Annotated in this window: 19 protein-coding genes; 6 read left to right on the plus strand and 13 right to left on the minus strand. The window is 67.9% G+C overall.

What is annotated here, in order from left to right; genetic code table 11:
* Positions 1 to 60: 60 nt before the first annotated feature.
* Together groL and AB0J62_RS05220 are read right to left on the minus strand one after the other, a co-directional pair.
* The gene (gene groL / locus AB0J62_RS05215) at positions 61 to 1,686 is read right to left on the minus strand and encodes a chaperonin GroEL (protein ID WP_134107387.1); all 1,626 of its coding nucleotides are present in this window, start codon (positions 1,684 to 1,686) and stop codon (positions 61 to 63) included.
* Between the two features lie 225 nt (positions 1,687 to 1,911).
* Complete coding sequence (locus AB0J62_RS05220) at positions 1,912 to 2,238, minus strand: cupin domain-containing protein (RefSeq protein WP_363864611.1); 327 nt, start codon at positions 2,236 to 2,238, stop codon at positions 1,912 to 1,914.
* Between the two features lie 93 nt (positions 2,239 to 2,331).
* Here AB0J62_RS05220 and AB0J62_RS05225 point away from each other — a divergent pair, with 93 nt between their 5' ends.
* Positions 2,332 to 2,895, plus strand: a complete 564-nt coding sequence (locus tag AB0J62_RS05225) for a GNAT family N-acetyltransferase (RefSeq protein WP_363864613.1) — start codon at positions 2,332 to 2,334, stop codon at positions 2,893 to 2,895.
* On the opposite strand, the gene AB0J62_RS05230 is transcribed toward AB0J62_RS05225, so the two are convergent.
* From AB0J62_RS05230 to AB0J62_RS05245, 4 genes are read right to left on the minus strand one after another with little or no spacing between them, the layout of a single operon-like run.
* Entirely contained in the window at positions 2,876 to 3,208 is a 333-nt protein-coding gene (locus AB0J62_RS05230; protein ID WP_363864615.1) for an MmcQ/YjbR family DNA-binding protein, read from the minus strand. The two genes, AB0J62_RS05225 and AB0J62_RS05230, sit on opposite strands and share 20 nt — an antisense overlap.
* A gap of 34 nt (positions 3,209 to 3,242) precedes the next feature.
* Positions 3,243 to 4,100: a PASTA domain-containing protein gene (locus AB0J62_RS05235; protein WP_363864617.1), complete on the minus strand. Its 858-nt coding sequence runs from the start codon at positions 4,098 to 4,100 to the stop codon at positions 3,243 to 3,245.
* Positions 4,097 to 4,588 (minus strand): SigE family RNA polymerase sigma factor, encoded by a 492-nt coding sequence (locus tag AB0J62_RS05240; protein WP_363864619.1) that lies wholly within the window; start codon positions 4,586 to 4,588, stop codon positions 4,097 to 4,099. Before AB0J62_RS05240 ends, AB0J62_RS05235 begins: the two co-directional genes overlap by 4 nt.
* Before the next feature lie 48 nt (positions 4,589 to 4,636).
* On the minus strand, positions 4,637 to 5,344 hold the full coding sequence (locus AB0J62_RS05245) for a PASTA domain-containing protein (protein ID WP_363864621.1): 708 nt from the start codon (positions 5,342 to 5,344) through the stop codon (positions 4,637 to 4,639).
* Positions 5,345 to 5,497: 153 nt separating this feature from the next.
* On the opposite strand from AB0J62_RS05245, the gene AB0J62_RS05250 reads away from it, so the two are divergent.
* Complete coding sequence (locus tag AB0J62_RS05250; RefSeq protein ID WP_363864623.1) at positions 5,498 to 5,845, plus strand: PspC domain-containing protein; 348 nt, start codon at positions 5,498 to 5,500, stop codon at positions 5,843 to 5,845.
* 81 nt (positions 5,846 to 5,926) lie between these two features.
* Here AB0J62_RS05250 and AB0J62_RS05255 read toward each other — a convergent pair whose 3' ends face one another.
* Positions 5,927 to 6,892 (minus strand): glycerophosphodiester phosphodiesterase, encoded by a 966-nt coding sequence (locus AB0J62_RS05255; RefSeq protein WP_363864625.1) that lies wholly within the window; start codon positions 6,890 to 6,892, stop codon positions 5,927 to 5,929.
* 170 nt (positions 6,893 to 7,062) lie between these two features.
* Between AB0J62_RS05255 and AB0J62_RS05260 the strand changes: the two genes are divergently transcribed.
* Together AB0J62_RS05260 and AB0J62_RS05265 are read left to right on the plus strand one after the other, a co-directional pair.
* On the plus strand, positions 7,063 to 8,784 hold the full coding sequence (locus AB0J62_RS05260; protein WP_363864627.1) for an ABC transporter ATP-binding protein: 1,722 nt from the start codon (positions 7,063 to 7,065) through the stop codon (positions 8,782 to 8,784).
* Positions 8,781 to 10,517, plus strand: a complete 1,737-nt coding sequence (locus AB0J62_RS05265; protein WP_363864629.1) for an ABC transporter ATP-binding protein — start codon at positions 8,781 to 8,783, stop codon at positions 10,515 to 10,517. Before AB0J62_RS05260 ends, AB0J62_RS05265 begins: the two co-directional genes overlap by 4 nt.
* 119 nt (positions 10,518 to 10,636) lie before the next feature.
* Here the strand turns inward: AB0J62_RS05265 and AB0J62_RS05270 are convergent, their stop codons facing one another.
* The 3 genes from AB0J62_RS05270 to AB0J62_RS05280 all read right to left on the minus strand — a co-directional run bounded on the left by AB0J62_RS05270 (position 10,637) and on the right by AB0J62_RS05280 (position 12,755).
* Positions 10,637 to 11,179, minus strand: a complete 543-nt coding sequence (locus AB0J62_RS05270) for an rRNA adenine N-6-methyltransferase family protein (protein ID WP_363864631.1) — start codon at positions 11,177 to 11,179, stop codon at positions 10,637 to 10,639.
* Positions 11,180 to 11,240: 61 nt separating this feature from the next.
* Entirely contained in the window at positions 11,241 to 12,398 is a 1,158-nt protein-coding gene (locus AB0J62_RS05275) for a CapA family protein (protein WP_363864633.1), read from the minus strand.
* Positions 12,399 to 12,470: 72 nt separating this feature from the next.
* Positions 12,471 to 12,755 (minus strand): helix-turn-helix transcriptional regulator, encoded by a 285-nt coding sequence (locus tag AB0J62_RS05280; protein ID WP_363864635.1) that lies wholly within the window; start codon positions 12,753 to 12,755, stop codon positions 12,471 to 12,473.
* Between the two features lie 64 nt (positions 12,756 to 12,819).
* On the opposite strand from AB0J62_RS05280, the gene map reads away from it, so the two are divergent.
* A complete protein-coding gene (map, locus tag AB0J62_RS05285; protein ID WP_363864637.1) occupies positions 12,820 to 13,587 on the plus strand; it encodes a type I methionyl aminopeptidase in 768 nt (255 codons plus the stop codon).
* A 147-nt stretch (positions 13,588 to 13,734) separates the two neighbouring features.
* Here map and AB0J62_RS05290 read toward each other — a convergent pair whose 3' ends face one another.
* Both AB0J62_RS05290 and AB0J62_RS05295 read right to left on the minus strand, forming a co-directional pair.
* Positions 13,735 to 15,012, minus strand: a complete 1,278-nt coding sequence (locus AB0J62_RS05290; RefSeq protein ID WP_363864639.1) for an Rv2578c family radical SAM protein — start codon at positions 15,010 to 15,012, stop codon at positions 13,735 to 13,737.
* Positions 15,013 to 15,071: 59 nt separating this feature from the next.
* A complete protein-coding gene (locus AB0J62_RS05295; RefSeq protein ID WP_363864641.1) occupies positions 15,072 to 15,905 on the minus strand; it encodes an NAD(P)H-binding protein in 834 nt (277 codons plus the stop codon).
* A 70-nt stretch (positions 15,906 to 15,975) separates the two neighbouring features.
* On the opposite strand from AB0J62_RS05295, the gene AB0J62_RS05300 reads away from it, so the two are divergent.
* Positions 15,976 to 16,764: a TetR/AcrR family transcriptional regulator gene (locus tag AB0J62_RS05300; protein ID WP_363864643.1), complete on the plus strand. Its 789-nt coding sequence runs from the start codon at positions 15,976 to 15,978 to the stop codon at positions 16,762 to 16,764.
* Here the strand turns inward: AB0J62_RS05300 and AB0J62_RS05305 are convergent.
* Positions 16,759 to 17,721 (minus strand): endonuclease/exonuclease/phosphatase family protein, encoded by a 963-nt coding sequence (locus AB0J62_RS05305; RefSeq protein WP_363864645.1) that lies wholly within the window; start codon positions 17,719 to 17,721, stop codon positions 16,759 to 16,761. The genes AB0J62_RS05300 and AB0J62_RS05305 overlap by 6 nt on opposite strands.

Below are 17,721 nucleotides of genomic sequence, written 5' to 3' on the forward strand. Positions count from 1 at the left end.
TCCCGGGCTGAGCCCGGGACCGCCTTTACTGCGTGTGCTGTGCTGTCGGACTTCAGTGGATCAGAAGTCCATGCCGCCCATGTCGGGCGCGCCGCCCGGAGCGGCCGCGGCCTTCTCCGGCTTGTCGGCGATGACGGCCTCGGTGGTGAGGAACAGGGCCGCGATCGACGCTGCGTTCTGCAGCGCGGAGCGGGTCACCTTGGCCGGGTCGATGATGCCGGTCTTGATCAGGTCCACGTACTCACCGGTTGCGGCGTTGAGGCCCCAGCCCGGCTCGAGGTTGCGAACCTTCTCCACCACGACGCCGCCCTCGAGGCCGGCGTTCACGGCGATCTGCTTCAACGGCGCCTCGACCGCGGACCGCACGATGGCGGCACCGGTGGCCTCGTCACCCTCGAGGTCCAGCTTCTCGAACGCGATCACCGACGCCTGCAGCAGAGCCACGCCACCACCGGCGACGATGCCCTCCTCGACGGCAGCCTTCGCGTTGCGAACGGCGTCCTCGATGCGGTGCTTGCGCTCCTTCAGCTCGACCTCGGTGGCCGCGCCGACCTTGATCACCGCAACGCCACCGGCCAGCTTGGCCAGCCGCTCCTGCAGCTTCTCGCGGTCGTAGTCGGAGTCCGACTTCTCGATCTCGGCGCGGATCTGGTTGACCCGGCCGCCGATCTGGTCCGCGTCGCCCTCGCCCTCGACGATGGTCGTCTCGTCCTTGGTGACGACGATCTTGCGGGCCTGGCCGAGCAGCTCCAGGTCGACCGAGTCCAGCTTGAGACCGACCTCCTCGGAGATCACCTCGCCGCCGGTGAGGACGGCGATGTCGACCAGCATGGCCTTGCGGCGGTCACCGAAGCCCGGCGCCTTGACGGCGACGGCCTTGAAGGTGCCCTTGATCTTGTTGACGACCAGGGTCGCCAGCGCCTCACCCTCGATGTCCTCGGCGATGATGGCCAGCGGCTTGCCGGTCTGCATGACCTTCTCCAGCACCGGGACCAGGTCCTTGATGCTCGAGATCTTGCTGTTGACGATCAGGATGTACGGGTCGTCGAGAACCGCTTCCATCCGGTCGGTGTCGGTCACGAAGTACGGCGAGATGTAGCCCTTGTCGAAGCGCATACCCTCGGTGAGCTCGAGCTCGAGGCCGAAGGTGTTGCTCTCCTCGACGGTGATGACGCCTTCCTTGCCGACCTTGTCCATCGCCTCGGCGATGATCGAGCCGACCTGGGTGTCCGCGGCCGAGATGGACGCGGTCGCCGCGATCTGCTCGCGGGTCTCGACCGGCTTCGCGAGCGCCAGCAACTGCTCGCTGACGGCCTCGGTGGCCTTCTCGATGCCCTTCTTCAGGCCCATCGGGTTGGCGCCGGCCGCAACGTTGCGCAGACCCTCGCGGACGAGAGCCTGAGCCAGCACGGTGGCCGTGGTGGTGCCGTCACCGGCAACATCGTCGGTCTTCTTGGCAACTTCCTTGACGAGCTCGGCCCCGATCTTCTCGTACGGGTCCTCGAGCTCGATCTCCTTGGCGATGGAGACACCGTCGTTGGTGATCGTGGGGGCGCCCCACTTCTTCTCCAGTACGACGTTGCGGCCCTTCGGGCCGAGCGTCACCTTGACGGCATCGGCGAGGGTGTTCATCCCTCGCTCGAGGCCGCGGCGCGCCTCTTCATCGAAAGCAATCAGCTTGGGCATTCTCCGCGAGTCCTCCCGCGTCGAGTCTTTGTGGTCCAGCCGGCCCGGATGCCCGCGACGGACGGCACCGACCCGCGACGCTCATGTCCCGCCACGCTCCGGCACCTCATCGAGGCCGTCTTCTTGCACACTCCCGGGGCACGAGCACTTATCACTCTCGCCCTTGGAGTGCTAACCAAGTATTAGCACTCGACCCAAACGAGTGCAAGCCGGACCACCTGGCGCTCACGCGGTGAGCGGAACCTCCGCGGGGCCGAAGACGATGATCCGGACTCCCGTCTCGGTCCGCGGCTGGTGCCGGCTGCCGGCCCGGTAGTAGAGGTACGTCCCGGCCGGGTAGGACCGGCCGTGGTCGAGCAGCTCGCCCGACGCGACGTAGATCAACTCGTCCCGGTCGTGTACGTCGACCTCCGGCCAGGTGATACCGGCCTCGAGGTCGAAGGCGCGGACCAGCACCTGCCCGCTGGACGGCAGAGCGCGGCGGACGATACCCGGCGCGACCGGGCTGGTTTCGGCGTCATCGAGCAGGACTGCTTGAGGTTCGTTCGGCATGGTCACAATCTGGCAGCACGGCCCCGTCCGGCGACAGGCTCGTCCCGGTCCCGGACCGGACGCATCCGGTCAGGGTGACGCTACGGTGTGCCCATGGTGAACGTGCGCCCGGCCGGCCCGGACTCCTGGCCCGACGTGGCCGCGGTGATGGGTGAGCGCGGCGACCCGTCCCGCTGCTTCTGCCAGTACTTCCGTCTCCGCGGCAAGGCCTGGTCCGACAGCAGCCCTGCCGCCAACCGCGAGGGCCTCAAACGGCAGGCCTGCACCGCTGAGCAGCCACCCGGCGTCCTTGCGTACGACGGCAGCACCCCGATCGGCTGGTGCGCGGTCGCCCCGCGTACGGCGTACCCGCGTGTCGTCGCGTCGCCGAACTGGCGCACGGATCACCCGGATGCGTGGGTGATCACCTGCTTCGTCGTACCGGTCGGCCACCGCCGCCAGGGCGTCGCCGCGGAGCTGGCGTACGGCGCTGTCGACCTGGCGCGCTCGTACGGCGCCTCCACCGTCGAGGCGTGCGCCGTCGACACCACCGCAACGGGCCGGATCTCGTCCGCCGATCTGTACCGCGGCCCGCTGTCTGTCTACCTCGGCGCCGGCTTCACCGAGATCAGCCGCACGAGCTCGCAATGGGTGCTGGTCAGGTCAGCTGTGCAATGAGGTACTTCGGCGCTGTGAGGCGCCACGCCTCGGTGATTAGCTCCCCGAGCTCCTCCTCGTCGGCCTGATCCAGCTGGATCAGCACCCAGGCGAAGCGACCGCCGTCCCAGGACGGTGCGTAGACCTCAGGATTCTCGGCAACAAGCGCCTCCTGCTCCTCCCGGAGCGCCTTGAGGTGGAGGCGGCTCTGGTCCTCGGACATGTACGCAAAGCTCTTGTTCCGAACCTTGAACACCGGCTGCCCAGCCCACCCCTCATGCTCCTCGGCACCCGGCAACCCCGCCATCACCTTCACCACCACCTGCGCATCCATACCCCAACGCTAGGCACCCCCACCGACAGTTTCGTCAGCCTGCGACGGTCACCGTCACGGTCGATCCGACCGGCAGCAGCGTCCCGACAGCGGGCGAGACGCCGAGGATGGTGCCGTCCGGATAGCTGGGCGACGCCACCCTCTGGTACCGCACCTCGAGATCCGCGGCCGCCAGCAAAGGTGCGTAGTTCACTGCGAGCGGCCCCGTAGGCGGGCCGCCGACCGACGAGTAGCTGGGGACACCGGACCTGTCCGGCAGGATCTGAATCCGGTCGAGTATCTGGTCGACCTCTGCGGAGCTCGTGGACGACTCGGCGTAGAACCACACCTTGAGCGATGGGATGCCCACCGCACCCAGACAGACCCGAGTGCCCTGCCAGCCGTCCAGGCAGCGCGTTCGCTGACGCTCGGTCCGGACTCCGTCGATCAGCACCGTCTCGTCGGCGTGGTACGCGAGGCTCGGCGGTGCGCCGGTCAGCTGCACGCTGTCGACACCGTGCGGGCGGTCCGACTGGCAGAGCTGCACCGCACTGGGATCGTCTATCTGGACTGTGTCCTGCTTCGGCGTGCCGCAGCTGCTCTTGTTGGTCGACCAGGCGGCCGGTACGGCGATGGCCGCGTGGCCAAAGCCGACCATGCGCATCGCGGGCGGTGCCGGGGCTGCCGTCGTCGGCGCTGGTGAGGTAACAGGTGCGGGTGGGCTGGCTGAGGTCAGTAGGTTCGAGCCGGCGATCACAACGCCGACAGCGGCCACGGCGACCGTGCTGAGTCCTGCAGTCCGGCGTCGGCGTCGGCGGGCTGCTCCGGCCCGGAGGGCAGCCAGCGGAGGTTGGCTGACCGGGGTGTGGTCGGCGGCGTCTTCCAGGAGATGGATCAGCTTGGTCTCGGTCATCGGGGTTCTCGCAGTTCTGACAGGTGGGGGTCCTGTGCGAGGGCCTTTACTGCACGGGACAGGCGGCTCTTGACTGTGCCGGCGGCGACGCCGAGGACGGAGGCCATCTGTTGTTCGTTGAGGTGGGCGTAGTAACGCAGTACGACGGCTGTGCGCTGGTCGTCGGGCAGGCCGTCTAGTGCTCGCATCACCGCGTCCGTTTCGTCGATGCTGGCGGTCGGGTCGACGTCGGCGTACTCAGGTAGCACCGCTGACGGCCGCTCCCCGTGCCACCGGCGCCGTCTGGACGTGTGGAAGCAGTTGATCAGCACCCGGTGCACGTATGCGTCGCGGTCGTCGGCGGCGCGGACTCGGTTCCACTTGACCAGGCAGCGCTCGAGCGCCGTCTGGACGAGGTCCTCGGCTTCAGGCGGAGTGCAGCCGAGCAGAACCGCGCTGCGGACCAGCGTGGGCCAGCGCGCGGTGACGTACTCGCTGAAGTCGTCCATTCCCCTCCTCACCCGTACAGACAGGGTGACGGCCGCCGCAGGTTCCCTCTACTTGATCACCGTCAGCGTGACTGTCTCACCTGGGCTCAGGAGGGTGCCGGGAGACGGCGAGACGCTGACGAGGCGACCGGGCTTGTAGACGGTGGACGTCCTGGTGCTGATCTCAGTCCTGAGCCCCAGCTCCCGGAGCCGCTTCGCGTACGCCGTACTGTCGCGGCCGTCGTCCATCGTCCGAGAGCTCGGCACACCGACCCGGTCGGGCAGGATCTCGATCCGCGAGAGGATCTCGTCCACCACCGCTGCATCGGTCGACGAGGACGCCCGGAACCACACGTGCAACGACGGGAGACCCACCGCACCCCAACACACGTCATCACTCGCACACGTTGTCTTCCGGCGCTCGGCGCGCACTCCGTTCACGAGGAAGACCTCGTCGACCCGGAAGCCGCTGGGCGGGTCGGTGCCGAGCTCCACGCTGTCAACGTCCGGCGGGCGCGGCAGGTCGCAGAACGACGCCGCAGCCGGGTCATCGACAAGTACGGTGTCGCGGTGCGGGATGCCGCAGCGAGAGGCGTTCGTACCCCACACCTTCGGCACTGCGATCGCCGCGTGTCCGTAGCCGACCATCCGCATCGCCACCGGACCCGGGGGCGGGTCAGGGGTGGTGATCAGTGTCCCGCTGCCGTTGGAGCTCAGCGCATTGGTGACACCGATGACGGCCAGCACCGTGATCGCCGCGGCTGCTGATGCCAGCACGCCACGGCCTCGGCTCGCATCGGGGCGGGGCTCCACCCCCTAAGTCTCAGCGCTGGGCAAGTGTCTTGTCACGAAAGTCGTCAGGGGTGGATCAGGGGTCGGTCGGTACCGATCCGGATGCCGTGAACCGCGCGGAAACGGGAGAGTGGAGCCATGACGAACTCCAACGCACCGTTCCAGAACCTGTCCGGCAAGGTCCTCCGTCGCTCCTCGAACCAGCGGATGCTCTCCGGCGTCTCCGGCGGCATCGCCGAGTACCTCAACGTCGACGTGACCCTGGTCCGCCTCGGCTGGGTGGGCCTGACCCTCATCACCGGCGGCGCCGCGATGATCGGCTACGCGGTCGCGTGGATCGTGATCCCGGAGTCCGACGGCAAGGCCGTGTGGCAGAACGTTCAGCAGTCGGTCAACCAGAACCAGCACCAGGACTCGACCGAGAACGACATCGCCTCCCGTATCTACGACGACACCACTACCAACAACAAGCCCCCGGCGGCGTGACACCGCCTGCGCCTGTAGCGGGCGCAGCCCCAGTCACTCGGGCGGGGTGACCGCAACGGCGGTCACCCCGCCGTCGACTGTCTAGACCTTGAGGGCCGGCTTGCGGAGTGCGGCCAGTGCCTGGTCCGGGTGGTCGGCGAAGATGCCCTGCAGCCCCAGGGCGGCGAATCGCTTCAACTCTGTCGAGTAGTCGGTGGCAGTCGGCAGGAATCGACGCTCCGCGCGGAACGTCCAGACCTGCACAGCCAGACCGACGCGGTGGGCCTGCTCGACCAGACGGGTCGGCTCCCCCAGACAACCCTCCGCAGTACGTGGAATGACCAGGTCCTTGTGCGGCGCCAACACGTGTGCGTACGTCGCGATCTCCCGCAGTCCGGCCGGCTCGATCAGGTCGGCGTACGTGCGGCCGTCACCAGTGCGCAGGAAGTCGTTCGGCGCGCTCTCCGCGTCGATCAGCTGCACCAGCGGCACCCGTGTCATCACCGACAGCCGTCGCAGGCTCGTCGGCTCGAACGACTGCACCATGATCTCGTCGTCGCGCAGTCCGAGCGCCATGATCCGCTCCGTCAGCAGCTCCTCCAGCGGCAGTCCAAGCCGCCGGAAGTACGCCGGATGCTTGATCTCCGGGATCACCCCGATCGGATGACCCAGCCGGGCGGACTCCCGCCGCGCCAGCTGGACCACCTCGTCGAAGGTGGGGATCGCCTCCAAACCGTCGTACGACGTGTTGCTCGCCCGGAGCGCGGGCATCCGTTCCCGCGCGCGCAGCATGCGCAACTCGGCGAGCGTGAAGTCCTCGACGAACCAGCCCGTGACAGCTGTCCCGTCAACGATTTTGGTGATCTTCCGGTCGGCGAAGACCGGGTGGTCGGCCACGTCCGTCGTACTCGAGATCTCGTTCTCGTGGCGGCAGACCAGGACGCCGTCGAGGGTCGCGACCAGGTCCGGTTCCAGGTAGTCGGCACCCTGTGCCGCGGCCAGCCGATAGGCCGACGGCGTGTGTTCCGGACGGTAGCCACTCGCTCCCCGATGCGCGATCACCCACATGGATCCAGGACAGGGGCCACACATTGCCCAGCGGGAACCCGTTGCCCAACGCAAGGTGAAGCTCTACCGACCGTCACCGTCAGGTCGACGACGGTGCCGCTCCAGGCGGTCCACAGACGCGAGTAATTCGCATGCGGAGTGTCGGAGGCGGGACCTAGCCTGAGGGGGCTATGAGACAACTTCCCCTCGCCGATCCCGGCGTCCCGAATCATCGTTCGCCGACCCGCTACCTGTGGTGGGTCGCCGGCGGTCAGGCCGGCACGCTCGCAGGCGGGATGGCCTTCGGCATTCTGTGGATGGGCGCCCAGGCGTTCATCCCGGCGATCCTCGGGCGGGCGATCGACGAGGGCATCGCGGCGCAGGACGGCGAGCGGCTGCTGCAGTGGACCGCGCTGCTGTTCGCGGTCGGTGTGGTTCAGGCGTTGGCCGGCATCATGCGGCACCGGTTCGCGGTGACCAACTGGCTGATGGCGGCGTACCGGACCGTCCAGGTGGTGACGCGGAAGTCGGCCCACCTCGGCGCGACGCTGCCCAAGCACCTGGCCACCGGCGAGGTGGTCAGCGTCGGCGCGGGCGACCTCGCCTACATCGGCAACCTGATGGAGGTCTCGGCCCGGTTCGCGGGCGCGATCGTCGCGTTCGTCGTGGTTGCGGCAATTCTGCTCTCGTCGTCGACGGCGCTCGGCCTGGTGGTTCTCATCGGCGTACCGATCATGCTGTTCTGCCTCGGACCGATGCTGCGTCCGCTGCACCGGCGGCAGTCCGCGCAGCGCGAGGCGGTCGGCGAGCTGAACTCGTTGGGTTCGGACATCGTGGCCGGACTGCGGGTGCTGCGCGGTATCGGCGGTGAGGAGTCGTTCTCCCGGCGGTACCGGACTGAGTCGCAGGAGGTGCGGAAGGCTGGTGTGCGCGTCGCGGGCATCCAGTCGATGCTGGACGCCGCACAGGTGCTGCTGCCAGGGGTCTTCGTGGTGCTCGTGGTCGGCCTGGGTGCGCACTTCGCACTGCGTGGCGACCTGAGCGCCGGGTCGCTGGTGGCCTTCTACGGGTATGCGACGTTCCTGGTGCTGCCGCTGCGGACGGCGACCGATTTCGCCAATCAGCTGATGCGTGGGCTGGTCGCGGCCGGCCGAGTGATCCGCGTGCTGAAGCTGGAGCCGGACGTCACCGATCCCGCAGCGCCACTGGAGCTGCCGGACCATGGTGATCTGGTCGATCCGGTCTCCGGCGTGCGTGCGCGCGACGGACTGCTCACCGCGGTCGTGGCCGCCGAGTCGGACAGCTACGCCGAGCTCGCGGACCGCCTGGGGCGGTACGACGACGCCAGCGAGGTCAGGTACGGCGGCGTGACGCTGGCCAGCGCTACCCGGGCGGCTGTGCGGGAGCGGATTCTGGTGAGCGACACCGGCTCCCAGATGTTCACCGGCGTACTGCGGACCGAGCTGGACCCGGACGGCCGCCGTACCGATGACGAGCTGATGGCTGCGCTGCGTACGGCCTCTGCCGAGGACGTCCTGGTCGCACTGCCGGACGGGCTCGACTCCGAGGTCGAGGAGAAGGGCCGGTCGTTCTCGGGTGGTCAGCGTCAGCGGCTGGTGCTCGTGCGGGCGCTGCTCGCGGACCCGTCCGTGCTGGTCCTGGTCGAGCCGACCTCGGCCGTCGACGCGCACACCGAGGCCCGGATCGCGGACCGGCTGCGCGACCACCGAGCCGGCCGGAGCACCGTCGTACTGACCGCGAGCCCGCTGCTGCTCGACCGCGTCGACGAGGTGATCTTCGTCGCCGCCGGCCGGGTGGTTGCCACCGGCAAGCACCGTGACCTGCTGGAGAACGAGCCGCAGTACCGCCGGACCGTCACCCGCCAGACCGAAGAAGAGGAGGCCCTGCGATGAGGCAGATCCTGCCCGTTGCCGGGCCGGCCGAGATTCGGCAGCACGCGCGCCGGCTGGCGCTGCGGCATCCGCGCAACCTGCTGATCGCGCTCGTGCTGCACGTGTTGGCGGCGGTGTCGGGACTGGCGGCGCCACGGCTGATCGGCGACCTCGTGGAGGACGTGCAGAACGGCACGACCGCCGCGAAGGTCAATGAGGTCATCGTGGTGATCGCGGTCTTCATCGTCGCGCAGTCGCTGCTGACTCGCTGGGCGCGGTACCGCTCGTTCGCGCTGGGCGAGCAGGTGCTGGCCGAGCTGCGTGAGGAGTTCGTCGACAACGCTCTGGCGCTGCCGATCGGCACGGTCGAGCGGGCCGGCACAGGCGACCTGCTGTCGCGGACGTCGCGCGACGTCGACACGTTGTCCCGGACGGTGCGGTTCGCCGTACCGGAGACGATCATTGCGTTCGTCACCGTGATCTTCACCGCGGTCGCGACGGTGCTGGTCGGGGTGTGGGTGCTGGTCCCGTTGGTCGCGATGGTTCCGCTGCTGTGGCTGAGCACGAAGTGGTACCTGCGTCGCGCGAAGGATGGATATCTTCGCGAGAATGCGGCGTACGCGCAGATGACGAGCTCGCTCGCGGAGACGGTCGAGAGTGCGCGGACGGTCGAGGCGTTGCGGCGGTACGACGACCGCGTGCGGCGCGGCGATGTGGACATCCGCGGGTCGTATCTGGCGGAGCGGTACACGCTGTTCCTGCGGACCGTGTACTTCCCGGTTGCGGAGCTGGGCTATCTGGTGCCGGTCGTGGGCACGCTGCTGTTCGGCGGCTGGCTGCACCTCAATGGTCATGTCTCGCTCGGCGCGGTGACAGCGGCCGTGCTGTACGTAAACCAGCTGATCGATCCGGTCGACCGGCTGCTTTCCTGGCTGGACGAGCTTCAGTCCGGCGGCGCCGCGTTCGCCCGGCTGCTGGGCATCAGCGACGTACCGGATGACCGGACGCCGTCGGGGCAGCAGCCGTCGTCGGAGCTGGTCGAGGCGCGGGACGTGCGGTTCTCGTACGTCGATGGTCGCGACGTACTGCACGGTGTGGATCTGACCATCCAGCCTGGTGAGCGGATCGCGATGGTGGGACCGTCTGGTGCCGGCAAGTCGACGCTGGGGCGGTTGGTCGCGGGCATCCACCCGCCACGGACCGGTTCGGTGACGGTCGGCGGTGTCGGCATGACGGAGCTGCCATTGGACGAGCTCCGCAAGCAGGTCGCCCTGGTCACGCAGGAGCACCACGTCTTCGTCGGCACGCTCCGAGACAACCTGTCGATGGCACGCCCGACTGCGTCCGACGCTGAGCTTTTGGAGGCCTTGGCAGCAGTCGACGCCCGCGAGTGGGCCCAGGCGCTACCCGACGGCCTCGACACCCGAGTCGGCTCCGGCCAACTCGCACTAACACCCGCCCAGGCACAGCAACTCGCCCTAGCCCGGTTGGTGCTGGCCGACCCGCACACCCTCGTCCTGGACGAAGCAACCTCCCTGATCGATCCCCGCGCAGCCCGCCACATGGAACGCTCCCTAGCCGCAGTCCTAGAGGGCCGCACGGTCATCGCCATCGCCCACCGCCTCTACACCGCCCACGACGCAGACCGCGTAGCAGTAGTAGAAGACGGCCAAATAACAGAACTAGGCAGCCACGAAGACCTAGTAGCCCGCCAAGGCTCCTACGCCGCCCTATGGAATTCCTGGCACGGCTAACGCCAAAGACCCCCGCCACGCCGGCGGGGGTCTTTTAGCGTTTGCGTAGTTGGAGGACGGAGGAGTCGACATGTGGCCGACCCCTCGCCCGCCTCCGAGCGGAGCGAGGGGCGGGTTGTTTAGCGTTTGCGTAGTTGGAGGACGGAGGAGTCGACGTGTGGGGGTGGGGTGAAAGCCTTGCGGGGAAGGTGGAGGCCGATGGACGGGTCGTAGTAGCGGAACCATCGGTTTGCGCCCGGTGCCTCGCCGCGTGCCCAGCGGTTCGCTACCTGTCGCTGGAGCACGAGGTCAGCCGACACCAGGCGTGAACCCGGCGCCAGCAACCGCTTCAGCAGCAGCGTAGAGACGTTGTACGGCGGACTGGACACCACCCGGAACGGCCGCGACGGCAACCGGAGATCACCGGCATCGGCACGCACCACCGTAACCGGCGCGTCCGCGAACCGTTTCCGCAACCGATCGGCACGACCGGGATGGAGTTCGACGGCGACCACCCGGGCGCCGGCGCGGACCAGCGGTGCAGTCAGCGCACCGAGACCGGCCCCGACATCGAGGACGAGCTCACCGGGTTTGACCCCGGCCGCGTCCACGACCCGTTGGGCCCAACGACTATCGAGCGGATGCCATCCCCAGGCACCCCTCGCCTGCCCGGAGCCGGGCACGACGGACCATCACGAAGTACGTAATCATGCAACGGACCCTAGACCGTCGAACCCCACCAGCTCAAAGCATTTTCGGCGCCGCACCGAGCGACAGAACGGTCTCCGTCGTACGCCGCTGCGCCAGCTCGAGCCGGCTCCTCTTCGCCACCGACGTGCCCTTCGCGAGCTCACGCCGTACGTCGAGAACCCGCACCGGCAGTACATCCGTCATCAACAGCGGTGCGAACTCTGCCTGCTCGATCGACCACCGAGAACCGTCACGCTTGAACGTGAACCGGACGAGCAACCCCTCGGCCTTCGTGCTCTCGGGTTCGCGATGCGCGGCGACCAAGTTGCCCAGGCCGTACGCGACCCACTTGCCGTCGATCTGCTCCATCGGCTGCACCACATGCGCATGGTGACCGATCACCAGATCAATGTTGCTATCAGCAAGCAGTTGCGGGGCGATCTCACGCTGCTGATCGTTCAGCTTGCTCGAGTACTCCGTGCCCCAATGACAGCTGACCACGACGAGATCGGCGCCGCGATCCTTCGCCTCCTGCGCCTTGCGAGCGATCGTCTTCGCGTCGATCGTGCCGGCGCGCCAGGTCTGACCGTTCGGGTACGGCAACCCGTTGAACCCGAACGTGAAACTGAGCGAGGCGATCTTCACACCGCCCACGTCGACGATCGTCGTCTGCTCCGCCTCGGCCCGCGACCGCGCCGTACCGGCATGCTTCAAACCGACCTTGTCCAAGGTGTTCAGGGTCCGGTCGACACCGTTCGCGCCGCCGTCGAAGCTGTGGTTGCTGGCGGTCGTGCACAGGTCGTACCCGGTCTTCTTGAGCGCGGTTGCGATCTGCGGCGGACCCTGGAAGAGCGGGTAGCCGTGGTACGGACCGCCGGCAGGTGCGAGCGGAGTCTCCAGGTGCGCGATCGAGAGATCCGCCTTCTGCACAAGGGGTTTCACGCTGCTCATCAGCGGAGCAAAGTCCCAGTCCCCACCCTCGCCATCACGCTTCGCCGTGGTCCACAGCCGTTCGTGCAGCAGTACGTCGCCGGTCGCGACAACGGTAATCCGATCGGGTTGCTTACCCTGCTTCGGTTCTGTGGTCTTCGCGGTCTTCGCGCCGTGATCGCTGGTCGTATTCGCGTAGGTGTCCGCGATACATCCGGTCGTCGCCATCGCCGCGGCGCCGGCCAGCATGCCCCCGAGCACCGCACGTCGTCGTACTGCCATCCCCAGCCCCCTTTGTCGCCGATGAAGACGCGGCGCCGAGGGCTTTGGTTGGGACGGAGATCTGATCGTGTCCTACGCGATCAGGTCGGAGCTGCTGGCTCTACCTTCCGGCCGGCTGTCCTGGCACGCGTCCACCAGGTCGTCGAGGGAGATCTCGAGAGTGGCGGCGACGGCAGCCACCGTGAACAGGGCCGGCGTCGGGATGCGACCGGTCTCGATCTTGCGGAGCGTGTCGACAGAGACGCCGCACGCCGCGGCCACCTCGACCATGCTGCGCTCGCCACGCGCCTCGCGGAGCAGACGGCCGAGCTGACGACCGCGTTCGCGGTCCCAGGTGGACAGAGGTGGTCGGACCATGAGTGTGATAATAGTACCGGTATAGTTATCCGGTGACATCGAGTCGTGAACGAGGAAGCAGACGATGGTCGAGTTGAAGACGGCGGCGGAGATCGAGCAGATGCGCGAGGCCGGGCGGGTCGTCGGTACTGCGCTGGCCGCGGTGAAGAAGCAGGCCGCAGCCGGGGTCTCGCTCCGCGAGCTCGATGAGGTCGCCCGGGACGTACTGCGTTCCGCCGGCGCGGTGTCGCTGTTCGAGGGGTACCAGCCCGGGTTCGCGACGTCGCCGTTCAGCGGGGTGATCTGCACGTCGGTCAACGACGCAGTACTGCACGGACTGCCGAGTGACCTTCGCCTGGAGGACGGGGATCTGCTCAACGTCGACTGCGGCGCGTCGATCAACGGCTGGTGCGCGGACGCCGCGACCAGCTTCTGCGTCGGTACGCCGCGACCCGAGGACCTCGAGCTGATCGCGACCACCGAGGAAGCACTCGCCGCGGGCATCGCAGCCGCCGTCGAAGGCAACCGCATCGGCGACATCAGCGCCGCGATCGGACGCATCGGCAAGCGCGACAACGTCGGCACCAACCTCGACTTCGGCGGCCACGGCGTCGGCCGCCGCATGCACGAAGACCCGCACATCGCCAACGGCGGACGTCCGGGCCGAGGCCTCAAACTCCTCGCCGGCCACGTCTTCGCCATCGAACCCTGGTTCTGGGCCGGCCCCGGCTCCACCTACATCATCGACGAAGACGGCTGGACCCTCCGCTCCGCCGACCACACCCGAGGCGCCCACGCCGAACACACCGTCGCCATCACCCCCGAAGGCCCCCAAATCCTCACCCTCCCCTAGTCGTTCCAACCAGAACGCCGCACCGCTGGTCCGCCGCCTGAGGTCAGAAGAGAGCTTCCTGCGCAGGAGCCGCGGGACGGACGCGGCAGCTCCGCCGGCCAGGCGGACGGCGGAACCGATCCGTTCCGCCGGTCGGCCGCCTGGGGGTCAGAAGAGAGCTTCCTGTATGGGAGTCGCGGGGCGGGCGGGGCGGCTTCGCCGGGCAGGCGGATGGCGGAAACGATCCGTCGCGGGGTCGGAGACTGATGCATTGCTCACATCTGCCCCCGCTCTGCTCGCCGATTCTGCCCCGGCCCGGCTCGCCGATTCTGTCCGCGCGCCGCTCGCTGATGCTGTCTCCGCGCTGCTTGCCGATTCAGGCTCCGGCAGCAGCTCGTCTGCTGACTCGCCCCAGCCGGAGGTGGTGCGGTGGCCGTTTAGTACTCCGGTTGGGGGCTTGGGGTGCATGCCGTTGGGGGGTTTGGAGCGGTGGGAGGAGCCTCGGCCGAAGCCGTGTTTGTCGAGGAGGGGGCGGGCCTTGTCTTCGAAAGCTTTGCGGTAGCTGGGGCTGGCGTAGGAGCCGTGGGCATAGAGGGATTCGTAGCGGGAGACGAGGTCGGGGTGGTCGCGGGCCAGCCAACTCATGAACCAGTCTTTGACGCCGGGGCGTAGGTGGAGGATGAGGGTGGTTACGCCGGTGGCGCCGGCTTCGGACAGTTGGCCGAAGAGGTGGTCCAGCTGGTCGGCCGAGTCGGTCAGCCAGGGCAGGACGGGGGCAACCATCACGCCGCACGGGAGACCTGCGTCGCGGATCGCACGGATCAGGTCCAGGCGGCCGCGGACCGACGGGACACCAGGCTCGAGGCGGCGGCGGAGCTCCTCGTCACCGAGAGCCAAGGAGATGCCGATGCCGACTCGCACCTCGGAAGCAGCCGCAGACAGCAGACCCAGATCCCTGCGAAGCAAGGTGCCCTTGGTCAGAACCGACAGCGGCGTACCGGACGAGGCGAGAGCGTCGATGATGCCGGGCATCAGCCGGTAGCGGCCCTCGGCACGCTGGTACGGATCGGTATTGGTGCCCAGGGCAACTTGTTCATGATTCCAGGACGGGCGCGCCAGTTCCCGCCGGAGTACATCGGCGACGTTGGTCTTCACCACGATCTGCCGGTCGAAGTCCTGGCCGGTGTCGAGCTCCAGGTACTTGTGGGTCGGTCGGGCGAAGCAATACCGACAGGCATGCGTGCAACCGCGGTACGGATTGACCGTCCAGTTGAAGGGCAATCCGTTGCCCGGCACAGAGTTCAGCGCGGAGCGTGCGACCACCTCATGGAACGTGATGCCCTGGAACTCCGGCGTCGTCACCGACCGGACCAGACCCGCGATCAACCCGAGCCCCGGCAACGTGCCCGGCGTCTCGGCATCCAACTGCTGACCTGCCCATCGCATGCCCAATAGTCGAACACATGTTCCCCTGGATGTCCAACGCGATCCCGGGTGATCGCACGTCAGCGGAAGGCGGCGGCGTTGCCGACTGCCCACTCGCGGTAGGTCACTGCGGGTCTGTCGAGGAGGTCAGGGACCGCCTGCTCTGGCTTCATCGGATGCTCCGCCATCATTCGGAAGCCATCAAGCAACCACTGCGCGGTCTCCAGACCGATCGCCGGCGCGAGCTCGTCGAGGTATTGCTGCGGCGTCTGCTCGATGAAGCGCACCTCGCGCCCGATGGCCTCCGCGATCTGCTCGACTTCCTCCGGCGGCGTCAGCGCCTCCGGCCCGCTCATCATGATCTTCTGACCGGAGAAGCGGCCCGACAGCAGCACCACGCGCGCGACCGCGGCGATGTCCCCAAGGTCGATGGGCGTCTGCACAGCCCCGGCGTACGGCGCTCGTACGACGCTTTCGGCCTTGATCGACGGCGCCCAACCGAGCGTGTTGTTCATGAATTGCCCCGGCCGCAGGAACGTCCAGTCGAAGCCGGCCGCCTCGATCGCGCGCTCGATCCGGTAGTAGTGCCACGCCGACGGATCCCCTTGCGCCTCATACTCGGCCGGCTCCCCCGACAACACGACAACCCGCCGCACACCAGCCACTTGAGCGCAGGCGACGAAGTCGTCGACGTACGCCGGAAGCGGCGCGAGGTAGACCGTGTCGATGCCGGCCAGCGCAGCCGGCAGCGTCGAAGGCCTGCCGAGATACCCGCGGGCGACCTCCACCTCGTCCGGCAGCGCCGCGCGAGCCGGATCGTTGGTCAGCGCCCGGACCTCCGCACCCGCCGACACCAACTCGTCCACGAGCAGCCGGCCCACACTGCCGGTCGCCCCTGTCACCAGGATCGTCATACCGCTCCTCCCTCACGGACAATTCTCGTAGGGTATACGAGAATTCGACCGACCGCCTATCGTTAGCGGCGTGAGCGAGCGGCGAAGCGGTCAGGGTCAGCCGGACAAGACGCTGGCGTTGCTGTGGCGCAACCACCGCCGCGCAGCGGAACCGACGACGAACGAGCCCGCCAGGCAGCGTGGCGCGGGCAGGCGACCGTCGCTCAACGTGGACGACGTCGTGCAGGCAGGCATCCGGCTGGCGGACGAGCAAGGACTCGCGGCGGCCTCGATGGGCGGGCTCGCCAAGGAGCTCGGCGTCGGCACGATGACGCTGTACACGTACGTGCCGTCGAAAGACGAGCTGCTTGACCTGATGGTCGACCAGGTGCTCGTCGAACGCGAGCTCCCCGGACCAGGTGCGCCCCGCCCCGAGAACTGGCGCGAGCAGGTAGAGATCTACTCGCAGCAGACCCGCGCGATGTTCCAGCAACACCTGTGGCTGTCGCAGGTCTCGACGATCCGTCCGCCCGTCGGGCCGGGCATGCTGGCCGGCCGCGAGTACCTGCTGTCCGCGGTGCTCGGTCTCGGCCTGACCGCGACCGAGACGAACACGGCTGCCCTCGCCATCACGACGTACGTCGACTCCGCCGCCCACCTCGAGGCCGAGAGCCGGCTGGTCGAGCGCACCACGGGGCAGACCAACGACGCCTGGTGGTTCGAGCGGAACGACCTGTGGGAGACGTACTTCGATGTCGACCAGCATCCTGCGATGACGGCGATCTGGCACGCAAAGGGGTACGACTCAACTCCCGCCGACTCGTACCGCTACGGCCTGGACCGTCTCCTCGACGGCATCGAGGCGATGAAACCCCTATAGATCAAGGGAGATCCAAGCCGGATCGTGATCCGTCCCGTCCCGCGCCAGCTTGCGACGACGACCGATGAACGACCCCGTCAAGCGCGGCGCCAGCGCCGGCGACAACCAGATCTGGTCGATCAGGTCGAACGTCCGCGGCTGCCCGGAGTCCTTGAACGTCGACGTCCACGCAGGGTTCGCGGGCAACTCCACTGTCGTCTGCACTGTGCCGATCTCAGTGGGCGCCGTGAGCGCGCTGACGAGCCCGGCCTTCTCGTAGGCGACCAACGCGGACGAGTCCGGAGTGTCGTTCATGTCGCCGCACAGCAGGTACCGCTGACGCGTACCCATCCGCGATCCCATGATCCGCACGATCGTCTCGGCCTGCTGTGTCCGCAGCAGGTGCGCCGCGGCCTCGGCCAGGGCCTGGTCCGGCACCTTGAAATCGACGTACTTCGACTTCAGGTGAGTACCGAACACCGTCAGGATCTTCCGGCCGCGAGCATCCAGGATCTCCACCTCGATCAGATCACGCGAGAAGATCGGCCGATCCGGTACGTCCGGATGGAACGTCCGCTGATAGCTCGTCACCCCACCGATAGGACGGCGCGACAGCAGCCCGATATCGATGAACCGCGTCGCGTCGTTGCCGTCGATCACCATCACGTGCTGGTACGTCCCGTTCAGGTGATCGCGGTTGAACTCCCGCAGTACGTCGACGTTCTCGACCTCCTGCACGATCCAGACATCGACGTCCGCGCCCAGCAACCGCTCGGCCACCCGGTTGGTGTCCTCAGGCTTCTTCGCCGTCAGCAGCTTGCCGTTCCCGTCGAGCTGCAGCCGCCGCCGATGCTCGTCGTCGAACGTGTACGTCGCCGGCACCGAACCGGTCCCGCTCGCCAGCACGTCGACCGCACCCTCGAAGTTCCACCGGTCGAACAGGTTGTTCAGGTTGAACGTGCCCACTGTGAGCGCCAT

This window comes from Kribbella sp. NPDC049584 (assembly GCF_040675555.1).
Classification (GTDB): Bacteria; Actinomycetota; Actinomycetes; order Propionibacteriales; family Kribbellaceae; genus Kribbella.